Origin of the sequence: Sorangium sp. So ce385 (assembly GCF_051474135.1) — a bacterium.
In the GTDB taxonomy this organism is placed as follows: Bacteria; Myxococcota_A; Polyangia; order Polyangiales; family Polyangiaceae; genus Sorangium; species Sorangium cellulosum_D.
The window spans coordinates 9,736,057-9,749,550 of the sequence record NZ_CP150337.1 but is presented as its reverse complement, the minus strand read 5'-3'; the positions used below and the strand labels follow the sequence as shown (position 1 = coordinate 9,749,550).

At 74.9% G+C, this 13,494-nt stretch carries 10 protein-coding genes; 5 read left to right on the top strand and 5 right to left on the bottom strand.

All coding sequences use genetic code 11. The features are described from left to right. Nucleotides 1-66 precede the first annotated feature (66 nt). A complete protein-coding gene (locus tag WME83_RS35500; protein ID WP_437314138.1) occupies nt 67-1,851 on the top strand; it encodes a protein kinase domain-containing protein in 1,785 nt (594 codons plus the stop codon). An 18-nt stretch (nt 1,852-1,869) separates the two neighbouring features. Here WME83_RS35500 and WME83_RS35495 read toward each other — a convergent pair whose 3' ends face one another. Genes WME83_RS35495 through WME83_RS35485 form a run of 3 tightly spaced genes read right to left on the bottom strand, consistent with a single transcriptional unit; the run spans nt 1,870 to nt 5,791 of the window. Continuing rightward, the gene (locus WME83_RS35495; protein WP_437314137.1) at nt 1,870-2,733 is read right to left on the bottom strand and encodes a hypothetical protein; all 864 of its coding nucleotides are present in this window, start codon (nt 2,731-2,733) and stop codon (nt 1,870-1,872) included. Then, nucleotides 2,730-3,620: a hypothetical protein gene (locus tag WME83_RS35490; RefSeq protein ID WP_437314136.1), complete on the bottom strand. Its 891-nt coding sequence runs from the start codon at nt 3,618-3,620 to the stop codon at nt 2,730-2,732. The genes WME83_RS35495 and WME83_RS35490 overlap by 4 nt, the downstream gene beginning before the upstream one ends. Before the next feature lie 8 nt (nt 3,621-3,628). Next, nucleotides 3,629-5,791 (bottom strand): TonB-dependent receptor, encoded by a 2,163-nt coding sequence (locus tag WME83_RS35485; protein ID WP_437314135.1) that lies wholly within the window; start codon nt 5,789-5,791, stop codon nt 3,629-3,631. 300 nt (nt 5,792-6,091) lie between these two features. Between WME83_RS35485 and WME83_RS35480 the strand changes: the two genes are divergently transcribed. From WME83_RS35480 to WME83_RS35470, 3 genes are read left to right on the top strand one after another with little or no spacing between them, the layout of a single operon-like run. Next, nucleotides 6,092-7,105 carry an MbnP family copper-binding protein gene (locus tag WME83_RS35480; protein WP_437314134.1) on the top strand — a complete coding sequence of 338 codons (1,014 nt, stop codon included), beginning with the start codon at nt 6,092-6,094 and terminating at the stop codon, nt 7,103-7,105. 5 nt (nt 7,106-7,110) lie between these two features. Then, nucleotides 7,111-8,385 carry an MbnH family di-heme enzyme gene (locus WME83_RS35475; RefSeq protein ID WP_437314133.1) on the top strand — a complete coding sequence of 425 codons (1,275 nt, stop codon included), beginning with the start codon at nt 7,111-7,113 and terminating at the stop codon, nt 8,383-8,385. After that, nucleotides 8,382-9,050 (top strand): hypothetical protein, encoded by a 669-nt coding sequence (locus WME83_RS35470; protein WP_437314132.1) that lies wholly within the window; start codon nt 8,382-8,384, stop codon nt 9,048-9,050. The genes WME83_RS35475 and WME83_RS35470 overlap by 4 nt, the downstream gene beginning before the upstream one ends. Before the next feature lie 156 nt (nt 9,051-9,206). Here WME83_RS35470 and WME83_RS35465 read toward each other — a convergent pair whose 3' ends face one another. Together WME83_RS35465 and WME83_RS35460 are read right to left on the bottom strand one after the other, a co-directional pair. Next, a complete protein-coding gene (locus tag WME83_RS35465; RefSeq protein WP_437314131.1) occupies nt 9,207-11,369 on the bottom strand; it encodes a Kelch repeat-containing protein in 2,163 nt (720 codons plus the stop codon). Nucleotides 11,370-11,562: 193 nt separating this feature from the next. Further along, on the bottom strand, nt 11,563-12,543 hold the full coding sequence (locus WME83_RS35460) for a hypothetical protein (RefSeq protein WP_437314130.1): 981 nt from the start codon (nt 12,541-12,543) through the stop codon (nt 11,563-11,565). A gap of 318 nt (nt 12,544-12,861) precedes the next feature. On the opposite strand from WME83_RS35460, the gene WME83_RS35455 reads away from it, so the two are divergent. Further along, on the top strand, nt 12,862-13,455 hold the full coding sequence (locus WME83_RS35455) for a hypothetical protein (RefSeq protein WP_437314129.1): 594 nt from the start codon (nt 12,862-12,864) through the stop codon (nt 13,453-13,455). Nucleotides 13,456-13,494 lie beyond the last annotated feature (39 nt).

Below are 13,494 nucleotides of genomic sequence, written 5' to 3'. Positions count from 1 at the left end.
CAACACGGAGCCGCGGCCGTGAGCGGCGACACCCCCGAAGCACCCCCCATGCTAGCATCGCGGGCCATGATCGCGCCGCTTCAGCCGGCGGTCGGGATGCTCTTCGGGGAGTTCCGGATCGTTCGGCCTCTCAGCGCCGGGGGCATGGGCGCCGTGTACGTCGCCGAGCAGGCGAGCACCGGCAAGCTGCGCGCCCTCAAGCTCATGCACCCGCAGCTCTGCGCGGACACCCGGCTGCGCGAGCGCTTCGAGCAGGAGGCGCGCGTGGGCGCGCTGGTCGAGAGCGATCACATCGTGCAGGTGATCGGCGCCGGCGTGGACGCGGCGAGCGGCGTGCCGTGGCTGGCGATGGAGCTGCTCGAAGGGGAGGACCTCGCGCAGCGCATGAAGCGCAGCGGGCTGCTCGCGCCGAAGGACGTGTACGAGATCTTCCGGCAGCTCTGCCACGCGCTCGGCGCCGCCCACCGGGCGGGCGTGGTCCACCGCGACATGAAGCCGCAGAACGTCTTCCTCGCGAAGTCGAACAGCGCGACGGCGCCGTGGTCGGTCAAGGTCCTCGACTTCGGCATCGCGAAGATCGCCGCGGAGGCGAGCACGATGGCGACCGCGTCGCTCGGCACGCCCCTCTGGATGGCGCCCGAGCAGTCCGACGCGCGCGGGCAGATCTCGCCGGCGACCGACGTGTGGGCGCTCGGGCTCATCGCCTTCGCGGCGCTCACCGGCCGCATGTACTGGCGCGCCGCGAACGACCCGATGGGCACCGCGATGCCCGTGCTGCTCCGCGAGATCCTCTTCGAGCCGATCGACCCGGCGTCGACGCGCGCGACGGCGCTCGGGCGCGCCGGCTGCGTCGTGCACCCGTTCGACGCCTGGTTCGCGCGCTGCCTCGCGCGCGAGCCGTCGCAGCGCTTCCAGACGGCGCAGGAGGCGTTCGACGCGCTCGGGCCGGCGCTCTTCGCCGATCCGCGCAGCGTGCGCCCCCCCGGCGCCGCGGTCTCGGTGACGCCGCCCGGCATCGCCGCGGCGATGACCCCCGCCGGGACGGCCTCGCACCTGTCGCTGACCGGGCCGACCGAGATGGCCACGGACGCGCCGCGCCCGGCGGACGCGCGCGCGGGCGGCCGCGGGGGCGCGTCGACCGCGCCGCCGCCGGATCGGCCGCGGCCGGGCGCGTCCTTGCCGCCGGCGAGCGCGCCGGCCCTGGCCTCGAGCGCGCCGGCGCCGGCGCCCTCGAGGCCAGCCATGTGGAAGCCGATGCTGCTCCTCGCCCTCGGCCTGCTCGGCGGCGCCGCGGCGGCGCTCGCGTTCTCCACGGGCCGCGCGCCGCGCGAGGTCCCGGTGGCGCAGCGGCTGCCCGAGCCGGCGCGCCCCACGGTGATCAGCGCCGGCCGCGGCGACGAGGCGCGCCCGCCGGCGGACGGCGTGGACGCAGAGCTGCCGCCGCCCGGCCCGCGCCACGGGCCGGTGCCGGCGCTCCTGCCGAAGGTCCCGCGCCCCTCGCGCGAAGGCGGCGCGCCGGAGACGGCGACCGCGGCGCAGGCGACCGCGGCGCAGGCGGGCGCGGCGCAGCCGGGCGCCGCGAGGCCGTTCGATCACGCCGCGGCCCACGCCGCGCTGCAGCGCAAGGGGTCGACCGCGCCGATCCACTGCAGGGGCAAGGAGGGGCCGAAGGCGGTGACGGCGCGGGTGTACTTCAACCCCGCGGGCGCCGTGCAGCGCATCAGCATCGAGCCGCGGGTCGCGATGACCCCGGCCGGGACCTGCGTGCAGATGGTGCTCAGCTCCGCGCGGGTGCCGGCGTTCGACGGGAACGAGCTCCAGGAGGTCTCGACGACGGTCGCGCTCGAGTGAGCGCCCCCCGCGGCCCGGTCACGGGTCGACGGAGACGCACTCGCCCTCGCCGCGGAAGTGCCCGAGCGTGCGCGAGAGCGCCGCGACGAAGGCGCCGAGATCGTCGATGTCCCCGGCGCTGCCCGTCCCGTAGGGGCCCTCCTCGATCGCGACGAGGCGCACCGCGGCGAGCTCCTCCAGGGTGACGGCGCCGTCGCCGTCTTCGTCCGCGGCGGCGATCGGCGCGAAGCGGCGCGCCGCGGACGCGGACTGGAGGTCGTCGTAGAAGAAGTGGTCGCCGTGGATCGTGAGCTCCACGGTGTCGGTGCCGCCGTTCGTGACGAGGACGCCCTCGGTCTCCTTGCCGGCCTTGTCGCCCTTGCACTCGGCGTAGCGCGTCGCGAGCGAGAAGGTCCAGTCGAGGCGCTTCTCGTCGCCGCCGTCGCCCTTCCGCGCGATCGCCTCGATGTGCACCGAGGCGCCCGCGGCCAGCATGAGCGCCTTGTCCTCCTCCGTCGCCCCGTCGAGCGCGGTGTCCGCGTCCGCCGGGCCGATCTCGTAGGAGACGCGCTCCCAGGGCTTTGCCTCGAGGCCCTCGAACGTCACGACCGGCTTCACGCCGGGCTTCGTGTGGTCGAACAGGATCGAGCCCTCCATCCGCGCCCCGACGTTCCCGTCGCGATCGGCGACGGTCACGTTCCGGAGGACGAGCAGGAATTTCTCGTACCGGATGCTCCAGCCGTCCTCGAGATCGGCGGCCGGGATCTCCTGCTCGATGTACTCCTCGCCCCACGTCGAGAACGCCACGCTCCCGGCCCCCGACGCGCCGTCGTCGCCGCAGCCGGCGAGCGCCGCCGCGGCGAGCGACAGCGCCGCCGCGCACAAGCTTCCCGTGCTCCTCATCGCTCCTTCTCCTCCTCTTCCTGCGGCGCGCCGGGCGCGAACGAGAGCGCGTAGGCCGTCCCCTTCTTGAGGCCCCGCACGAAGCCGCGCTGGGCCTGGCTCTCCGGCTCGAGATCGGCCGGCGCGCCGTCCTGGCCCTCGGCCACGGCCTCGAAGTCGACCTGGTCGAGCCAGACCGACGGCTTGACCACGAGCGTCACGAGGCCGGGCCCGTCGAGGTAGACCTCCTCGAAGACGCACCCCTCCACCGCCGGCTCGCCGGTCACGTCGCTCGCGACGTCGGCGGCCAGGGCGCGCGCGCGGAACACGCGGGCGGCGTCGCCCTTCTCGGCGCGGCCCTCGAGGGCGACGACGTGCCCGTCGAGCTCCGCGGCGAAGGGGCCCGCGGGCGGCGCGCCGAACGTGAAGCGCGCGGATCGCACGACGCCGCTCACCGCGTCCGCGTCCGCGAGCGCGGTCGTCCCCGCCAGCAGGTCGACCGAGGTGGGCTGCGCCATCTGGCCCCGCGCCTCGCCGGCCTGGTAGTGGCCCGGGTGGGCGTGCGCTTCCGGGACGGCCCACCGCGCGAGCCGGTCGAGCAGCGAGGGCGCGCCGCCGCGGCCCGGGGCCGCGCGCCGCGCCGTGAACGGGGCGCCCTCGAAGTAGTAGAGCGGCCCGATCGACAGGTGCGCCGTCGACAGCGTGACGGTCCAGCCGAGCGCGTTCGTGAACGGCGCGACCGACGCCGCGTCGGCGGCGACCTCGGTCGCGAGCGTGAGGCGGTTGCCCGCGGTCGCGCCGTCGCCCCCGGCGCCGCACCCGGCGGCGAGCGCCGCGGCGAGGAGCCCCGCCGCGGCGAGCGCCGCGCTCCGGCGGGGCTTAGGTTTCTGTGCTGTGGTGGAGCTCATCGAGGACCTCATCCGAGATAGAGGGACAGCGAGACGAGGAAGCTGCGGGGGGCGCCGACGGTCACGTGCCGCGCCGGCAACAGGTCGGGCGCCGCGCCCCGGGTGAAGCTCGACGGGTAGACGAACTCGCCGTCGAACCAGGCCGCGTCGAGGAGGTTGTAGACGTCGAGCCCGAGCTCGACGCGGTGGTAGCGGACGTGCGCCGTCACGTCGGTGAGGAGCGCGTCGCGCCCGAGCTCGCCGTAGGGTAGGGGGCGGCCGTGGAGCAGCGTCACGCCGGCGCCGGCGCGGGCCTCGAGGCGCCGGCCGAAGAGCGCGCCGAGGCGCGGCGTCGCGGCGAGATCGGCGCGCGCGACGACCTGCGGCACGAACGGGAGGAGATCGCCCGCCGCGTAGCGCCCGCCGGGCGCGGTGAAGGCGGCCCGGGTGTACGTCAGGCCGACGCTCGACACGAGCCACGGCGCGGGGCGCGCCACCGCGTCCAAGGCCACCCCGGTGCGGGCCGTGGCGGGGACGGGCTCGTTGCGGCCGGTCGCCTCGTCGAAGACGAGATCGTCGGTGAGGCGCGTGTGGAACAGCGCGACCGACGCCCGCACGAGCTCGTCGGCGTAGCGGAGCCCGGCCTCGGCCGAGAGCGCGCGCGTGAACGGGGTCCGCTCGCCGTCGCCGAGGCTGCGCGCCTGGGGCGAGCGGAACCCCTGGCCCACGCTGGCGAGCGCGCGCAGCCCGGGGAGCAGCGCCACGTCGACCGTGCCCTTGCCGCCCACGTGGATGCCCTGCGCGCTGCGCGCCTGCGCGCCTGCGCCGGCGTGGTCGACGACCTGGTAGGCGAGGCCGTCGGCGCGCACCCCGCCGCGCACCGTGACCCGCCGCACCGGCCGGATCGACGCGTCGAGGTAGCCGGCGAGGTCGGTCGCGCGGACCTTCGCGTCGACGAGCGTCGCGGTCGGCCGGCCGTCGACCGCGGCGAGGCGTCGCTGCGACTGCTCGATCCAGTCGGTGCGCGCGACGACGCCCGCCTCGAGCACGTCGCGATCCGAGAGCAGCGGGAACCTGAGCCGGTACGAGGCGGTCGCGCCCGCGGTGATCGCCTCGTTGAGCTGCTGGGTGGCGTCGCCGGAGGTCGGGTCCTCGAGGTAACCGGTATAGTTCGAGCGCAGCCGGAGCGAGCGCAGCACCACGAACGGTGCGAGCGAGAGGCCCTCGCCGCGGGCGGCGTCGGCGCCTGCGCCGCGCAGGTCCACGACGAGCTGCGCGCGCGACGAGTCGCCGCCCTGATCCGGGTCGTAGGAGGCGAAGCGGTCGACCTTGCCCGCCTCGAGGTCGTCGAGGCGCAGGACGCCGGCGGACGCGAAGCGCGAGGCGAACGCCGAGGCCATCACGCGCGCGCGGACGCCCGCGACGGGCTCGTAGACGCCCTGCGCGACGGCCGAGGTCCGGCTGGCCGCGCGGGCGGGGCCGAAGCCGTCGGTCGCGTACGCCTCGAACGCGGCGAACGTGGTCTCGTCGGCGCCCTCGGGGTGGTAGGCGAGGAAGAGCCGGCGGGCGCCGAACGAGCCGGCGGAGGCGGCCGCGGTGATCCCCGGCTCGTCGTAGCCGAGCTCGAGGCGCACGCTGCCGGCGACGGCGAAGTCGCCCTGGCGCGGGTCGTACGACCCGGGTTGCGCGCGGAGCTCGCGGATCACCTCGGGCATCACGAAGTGGAGGTCGGCGTAGCCCTGCCCGTGGACGTTGGACACCTCGTTGACCGGCGCGCCCGCGACCCAGATCTCGAGGTCCTGCCCGTGGACCGCGTCGAAGCCGCGGAAGAAGATCTGGTGCGCCTTGCCCTCGCCGCCGTGCTGGGCGGCGAACACGCCCGGCACGAGCTGCAGCACGTCGCTCGCCGTTCGGTGGGGCGCCGCCCTCACCTCGGCCCGCTCCCGCACCGCCTCCGAGGCGCTGCGCGGCGGCGCCGCGCCCTGCACCACGACCGAGACCGGCGCGGCGCCGCCGGTCGCACCCGGGCCAGCGCCGCCGTCCGGCGCCGCGGCCGAGGCCTCTGCCGCCGGCGAGGCCTCGGCCGCGGCCACGGGCGGCGGCGGGGGGGCCGCGCCGTCGCCGGCGCGCGCCGGCACGGCGGCCGTGGTGATAAGAAGCGGCGCGAGCGCCGTGCGCAGGGGGAAGGTCACAGCGGGACCGTCCGTAGCACGACTTGGAGAAATCGTGCTACGTTCTGGATGCGCTCGCTCGCCTGGGACGGCGTGGGTGTGTCTGTTCGGCCTCGAGCTGCGGGCGCGCGGCGCCCGCCGCGTTCATGATCGCGGGCCGCCGGGCCTCGCGCCGGGGCGCTCGGAGGCTATTTTTTTTGACGCCTGCTCGATTCGTGCGCTCCGGCGGATCGCGGCGGCGATCGCGACAAGATGTCGCATTCAGGTTGGTGACGACGCGGCCTATCGTTGCGCGCGTCGTTGTTCCTCAGGAGGACTCTCATGAAACGCGGTCTTCATGCATTACGGCTCTTGTTCCCGCTGGCCGGGGCGGCGCTCTCGCTGACGGCGTGCGGCGGCGGCGAAGGTGGGGTGAACCCCGTCGACGGCACATCGACCTCGACGGGCGTCGGCGGCGCGGGCGGTGACGGCGGGCGCGGCGGGGCCGGCGGCGAGGGAGGGACCGGCGAGGGAGGGACCGGCGAAGGGGGCACCGGCGAGGCAGGCGGCGGGGCCGGGGGCACCGACGCGGCGATCGCCGTCGAGCTGACGTTCGAGGCCCGCGTCAAAGACGAGGTGTTCTCCTGCAGCGGCACGTACGCTGTCGGCGCCGCGGCGACGGACGTGAAGCTCAACGACTTCCGCCTGTACATCCACGATGTACGCCTGCACCGCGCGGACGGCGAGAAGGTGCCGCTCACGCTCGAACAGGACGGGAAGTGGCAGCTCGAGAACCTCGTGCTCCTCGATTTCGAGGACAAATCCGGGAGCTGCGCCAACGGGACGCAGGAGACGAACGGGCGCGTGCTCGGGACGGTTCCGGCCGGGGACTACGACGGGCTGTCGTTCAAGCTGGGCGTCCCGTTCGAGCGGAACCACGGCGACGCCTCGGTCGCGCCGTCGCCGCTCAACCTGACCGGGCTGTTCTGGAGCTGGAATCACGGGTACAAGTTCCTGCGCATCGACAGCGTCTCCGAGCAGGGCGAGAACCCCTTCATCATCCACGTCGGGAGCACCGGCTGCGTCGCCGGCGACGGCGGCGAGGTGACCGCGTGCGATCGCCCCAACGTGGCCGAGATCGTCTTCGAGGGCATCGACCCGCTCGCGACGAAGGTGCTCGTCGACTATGGGGCGCTCGTCGCGGACACCGACGTGTCGGCGAACGCGGGCGGCACGCCCGGATGCATGTCCGACGCGACGGATCCCGACTGTCCGCCGCTGTTCACCCACCTCGGCATCGACGTCACCGACGGCTCGCCGCGCCCGGAGCAGCAGTCGTTCTTCAGGATAGAATAGGAGCCATGACGATGACCGCACTGGTGACCGCATTCCGCCGCGCCGCGCTCTCCTCTGTCCTGGCCGCGCTGGCGGCCCTCGCCTGTGCCTGCGGCGACAGCGAGGGCACGCCGGGCGCGGGCGGGACTTCGGGGGAGGGCGCCGGCGGTCAGGGCGGGGGCGACGGGGGGAGCGGCGGGGGCGACGGGGGGAGCGGCGGGGGCGGCGACGCGGGCGCGTTCGCGTGGGGGCTGCCGCCGGGCTTCCCGGTGCCGAAGGTCCCCGAGGACAACCCGATGTCGTCGGCCAAGGTCGAGCTCGGCAGGCGGCTGTTCTACGACAGGCGCCTGTCCGGCAACGGCACGTACTCCTGCGGCTCGTGCCACGTCCAGGAGCTCGCGTTCACCGACGGCCTCGCGACCGGCAAGGGCTCGACCGGGCAATTCCACGTGCGCGGCTCGATGAGCCTGGCCAACGTCGCTTACCTGACGACGCTGACCTGGGGAAATCCGCTGCTCGACTCGCTCGAGGAGCAGGCGCTCCTCCCCATGTTCGGCGAGACGCCGGTCGAGCTCGGGCTCGCGGGCCTGGAAGAGGAGCTGTTCCAGCGGCTCCGGGACGAGCCGCTGTACCAGGAGCTCTTCCCCGCGGCCTTCCCCGGCGACGAGGACCCCATCCGCCTCGACACCATCACGAAGGCGATCGCGGCGTTCGAGCGGTCGCTGCTCTCGTACCGCTCGCCCTACGACCGGTACCGCTACGACGGCGACCCCTCGGGGATGTCGGAGGCGGCGCTGCGCGGCATGGATCTCTTCTTCTCCGAGAAGCTCGAGTGCTTCCACTGCCACGGCGGCTTCAACCTGTCGGACTCGGTGCAGCACGACGGGACCACCTTCACGGAGGTGATGTTCCACAACACCGGCCTCTACAACATCGGCGGGAGCGGCGCTTACCCGCAGGGCAACGCCGGGGTCTACGACATCTCGGGCAACGAGGCGGACATGGGCCGGTTCCGCGCGCCCACGCTGCGCAACATCGCCCTCACGGCGCCGTACATGCACGACGGCAGCATCGAGACGCTCGAGGAGGTGCTCGACCATTACGCCGCCGGAGGGCGCACGATCGCGGACGGCCCCAACGCCGGCGTGGGGAGCGAGAACAAGTTCAAGAGCGAGCTCATCACCGGGTTCGATCTCACCGAAGAGGAGAAAGCAGACGTGATTGCCTTCCTGGAGAGCTTGACGGACGATGAGTTTTTGACGGACCCGCGCCACGCGGATCCGTGGGCGGAGGCGCCGTGAGCCGGACACCGATCCTTCCCCGGGCGATCCTCGTCCCCGCGCTGGCGGCGCTCGCGTCGGCCGCGATGTACGTCGGGGCGTGCGGTCACGGCCACGACCACGACCACGGGGACACGGAGGTCCTGTCGGAGCTGGCCGACGTCATCTTCGAGGGGGGCGCGACCGACGAGGCGCTGGAGGCGCTGCTCGCGGCCGACCCGAAGGACGAGCCGTCGCAGGGGACGGTGTTCGACGCGCCCGAGGACGGCGCGACGGTCCCCGGCGACGCCGCGCCGGCGCTGACCTTCCACGTCGGGGGCGCGGCGCGGTGGACGGCCCCGGGGGCCGCGCCGGCGCTCGGCTTCGCGGGCGCTCGGCCGGCGGCGTCGCCGTGGGCGGAGCTCGGCGCGCTCCTCGGGCCGGTGCGCGCGGCGCGGGCGCACGGGATGCCGATCAACGGGCGCGCCTACTTCCTGGTCTTCTCGACCGCAGAGCGCGAGGGGCTGCTCCGGGTGTTCACGACGAAGCTGAGCTACACGCCGGACGCGGCGGCGTGGGACAAGCTCCGCGCCGCCGGCGGGCCGATCACCGTCAGCGTGCTCAACGCGGTGTTCGAGAACAACCGCATCGTGCAGGGCGGCGGGCCGTTCACGGGCGAGCCGGTCACGTTCTCCGTCGAGCCCTGAGGGCCGCGCTGGGCGCCGAAGCGCGGCGCCCAGCGGCCATTCGCGGCGGCCTGCAGGGGGCCGGGCGCAGCGCGGAGCGCTGGCAAAGGCCGAGAGAGCCTGTGCGCTCGCTCCGGCCCCGAGAGCCGGTTTCCGGCTCCCGCGTGTGGAGTCCTTTCAAGACGACGTGTTGGATGGATCGTCGGGCGGGAGCGCGCCGCGTTCGACGTCGAGATGCGCGCCGCGGCGCCGGGACCAGGCGAGCAGCCCGAGGGCGGCGAGCCATGCGGCGCCGAGGGATGTGCCCGCCCTCGAGGCGCCTACGCTGGCGCTGGCGCTGCACGCGGTAGAGCCGTCGGCAGATCCGCCGCCGGAGCCGGAGGAAGCCGCGGAGGTGGAGGTAACGCCGGCCGAGCCGGCGTGGCCGCCGTCGCCGGTGTCGCCGCCGGAGCCGGAGGAAGCCGCGGAGGTGGAGGCAACCCCGGTCGAGCCGCCGTCGCCGGTCGAGGCGGCGTGGCCGCCGTCGCCGGTGTCGCCGCCGGAGCCGGAGGAAGCCGCGGAGGTGGAGGCAACCCCGGTCGAGCCGCCGTCGCCGGTCGAGCCGGCGTGGCCGCCGTCGCCGGTGTCGCCGCCGGAGCCGGAGGAAGCCGCGGAGGTGGAGGAGGTCGAGCCGGTCGAGCCGCCGCCGGTCGAGCCGCCGCCGGACGAGCCGCCCTCGCCGGACCCGCCGCTGCACGGCCCGACATCGAGGGGCACGCCGCGGCAGACACCCACCGCGCAGGTGTCGGCTTCGGTGCAGGCATCGCCATCATCGCAGCTCGCGCCGCTCGCCGGGCTGCAGGTGCCGTCCTGAGCGGCGCCGGCCGCGACCGCGCACGCCTCGCACGCTCCTTCGCAGGCCCGGTCGCAGCAGACGCCATCCACGCAGAGAGCGCCCGCGCACTCGGCGCTGCTGGCGCAGGGAGCGCCCCGCGTGCCCATCGGCGAGGAGACCTCCGTCGTCGCCGTGACGATGGTCTCGGAGGGGAGCCACACGTTCGGCAGGTGCCCAGGGGGCGGCGGCGGCGCGCTGCGGCCGCCGGCGATGAGGACTCGCCCGTCCGGCAGCACGGTCGACGAGTGCGAGAACCGCACGAGCTGCATCGGAGAGAGGTGAGACGACACGCTCGTCGCAGGATCGTAGACCTGTACGATATCGTAGAGCACGTAGTGAATGGTCTCGTCGCAGCCGTCGATCGTGCCGCAGGCGCCTGTGCTCGTCGTCACGCCGCCGGTCGCGAGCACCCGGCCGTCGCCCAGCGACGAGAGCGCGTAGTCCGAGGGACCGCCGTAAAGTCCTGCGGAAAGGCCGGTGAGCCCAGGCCCGGCGGTCCAGGTGCCGGCCGCCGGATCGTACGTCTCCGCCTGCGTATTCAAGAGGGAGCCCATGTCGAGGAGGAACACCCTGCCATCCGGCAGGCGCATCGCGGTGTGCCAGCTGTGGGAGCCGTTCATGTCCGTGGCCGAAGCCCAGGTATCGGTCGCCGGGTCGTAGATCTCCGCGGTCCGGGGTGACGGGTCGGGCCAGACCGCGCCCTCCCCGCCCGCGACGAGCACCGTGCCATCCAGGAGGAGCGTGGCGCTGTGATCCCTGCGCGGGTGAAGCATGGAAGCCGTCGGCGCCCACGTGTCGGACACAGGATCGTACACCTCGGCGCTCCGGGCGTCTGAGCCGGCTGCGCCCGCGACGAGGACCCTGCCGTCCGCGAGCAGCACGGCGGGGAAGCTCGCCCGCGCATCGATCATCGGCGCGGCCTGCGCCCACCGGTCGGCTGCCGGATCGTAGATCTCGACGCTGCGGCGCTCCTCGGAGCCGCCTCCGCCCACGAGGACGCGGCCGTCCTCCAGCAGGATCGCCTGGTGCCAGCAGCGCGTCTCGCCCATCGACGCGGCGGGCGTCCACGCGTCGCTCGCTGGATCATAGAGCTCCGCCGACGTCATGCAGCTCCCGCCGCCATCCCTCCCGCCCGCGACGAGGACGCGGCCGTCGTGCAGCAAGGTGGCCGAGTGGCCCTCCCGGGGAGAGAGCATCGAGGCCGCGAGCGTCCAGACAGGGGCGATCGGCAAGGGCTCACCGCGCGCCCCGAGCCCGTCCGCGGCGCGGGCGAAGCCGTCGCCGCCCCCGATGGCGAGCTGCTGCTGCCCGGCGAAGTGCGCGCGCAGCCCCTCGACGGCGTCGATGCCGCCCTGATCCGCGCATCCGGCAGCGGTCCACGGCAGCGAGAGCAGCGCGATCGCTCCGGGGGTGAGCCCTCGGCAGCGCAGCGATCCGATGGAGACTGTGAAGGAAAATCCCGTCATGATGCTCCTCTTCGACCGAGAGGGGACGCCGCGGAACAGCGCCGGGGGGCCGAGTTCCTGCTGCTCCCTTCGTTGCCCTCGCCGGGCGGAGCATTCACCGTCTCAGGACAGCGGCAGCGACGCCCGGCGGGGCGCTTCTCGGGCCGACGCGCGCGACGCCCGCTGCGGCCCTTCGCGGGAGCGCTCGTGACGCTCAGGGCGAGCGAGGGAAGATGAGCACGTACGCGCCCGGCGCGGGGTTGAAGAGCACCGTCTTGTCCGCGTGCGCCTCCCGGTCGAAATGGGGATACCAGGGCAGCGCCCGCCAGGACTCCGAGTCCTTGATGAACTCGCGCACGATGAGATCGAGCTCCACGTACTTGCCGCCGGTCGCCGCCGAGAGCTCCGGTCCGAAGCTCCAGCGCTCGCGCCCGGGGCGCGGGGCGACGTCGTTGTGGAGCGCCCCGCCGTAGGCGATCACCATCTTGCCGGCGGCGTCCTCGCGGCCGAGCAGCGCCTTCGCCTCGGCGGCGGTCAGGCGCGCGATCATCTCCAGCATGGCCGTCACCGCGTCCGGCCCCGCGCGCACGATGGCGTCGTACTCCTGGCAGGAGGGCGCGAGCAGGTGCGGACGGATGCCGAGCCGCTTCGCCTCGCTGCCGAGCGCGAGGAACTCTCCCTGGTTGCCCGCCGACTGCGCCTGGGTGACCGCCTTCTGCTCCTCCTCGACCCGCGCCACCTGCTCTCGCTTGCAGCGCGAATCCACCGCCCAGAGCTCGACGACGAGGTCCGAGGCGCGGCCGGCGAGCGCCGGCAGAAAGAGCTCGGTGAAGCGCCGGGTCGCCGAGGGGACGCCCTCCGCGCCTTGCTGGGCGTGCGCCTCGCCCACCGCGAGCACGCGCGGGCTGCTCTGCAGCGCGTGGGCGAAGGCCTGGGCCGGCGCATCGAAGGCGAGGCAGCCGAGCGCGCCGCACGGCACCGGAGCCGCGGAGGCGGGGGCCGCGGCCGCCGCGGCCACGGTGGCCGAGGCGGCGGGGGCGGCGGCCTGCGGGGCGGGCGGCGGGGCGGCGGACGGCGAGCTCGGGCCGCCGGCGACCGCGCTCGCGGCGCCCGCGGCGGGAGCGCCGCCGCCGGCCGGCGCGCCGCAGGCCGCGAGCAGGGCCGCGGCCACCAGGGAGGTTCGCGGGGTTCGCATGCCGGCATCTTAGCCGGGCTCCGAGAGCCCCTGCGCGCTGGGCCGCTCCCGAGCAGCCGAGCGGCTCCCTCGGCCGGGCCGTGGCCACCCGGCGGCCTCGCGAGGGCTACCAGGAGCCAGGGCGAGGACCCATGGAGCGCGGTGCATGACGTGATGAACGACGGGGGGCCTCGTGCCCAGACGAAGAGAACACCCGGAGCGAGCGGGCTCGGTGGGCCGCCGCGAGCGTGGCCGCGCGGCGCGGAGGCTCCACGGCGAGCGCGCCCGCCGCTCGGCAGGGGGACGCGCGCGGCGCGCACGGAGAGGGGGATCTCCATCATGACCATGAAGATGAGCGGGCGGACGGAGCACGAAGCGAGCGCGGGACACGTGGAGTCCGCGATCGCCAACAGCCTGGAGCAGGTGCGCGACATCCTGTGCGGCGCCCAGCTCCGCGAGCTCGCTCGCCGGCTCGCGCACACCGACGCCCAGGTCGCCGCCCAGGCGGAGGAGCTCCGGCTCGAGGCGCGACGGCGCCTGGACGTGCTGGAGGCGCACGTGCGCAAGGAGCTCGAGGCGCTCGCCGCGTCGCTCGAGGCCCAGCGCGCGGCCGGCGCCGGCGCGCTCGGCAGCGTCGCGCGCGACGCGCGGGAGGGACTGGAGCTGCTCGAGCAGCGGGTCCAGCGGCTGGAAGATCTCGTGGGGCGCACGCAGCGGGAGCTCCGGCAACAGCTGCTCGAGCAGTCCAAGACGTTCCTCGACGAGGCGCGGCGCACGCGGAGCGAGCTCTGCGCGATGGTCGAGCGCGAGCTCGCCGTCCTGTGGACCGACGGCGCCGACGCGGCCCAGCCGGACGCGCCGGCGCGGGAGGGGTCCGCGGAGCCGGAGCGCTACCAGCAGAAGGCGGAGCCCCGCTCGGACGAAGCCGCGTGAGGCGCCCGCGCCGCTCTGGCGGGCGGCGCGGGCGTGGAG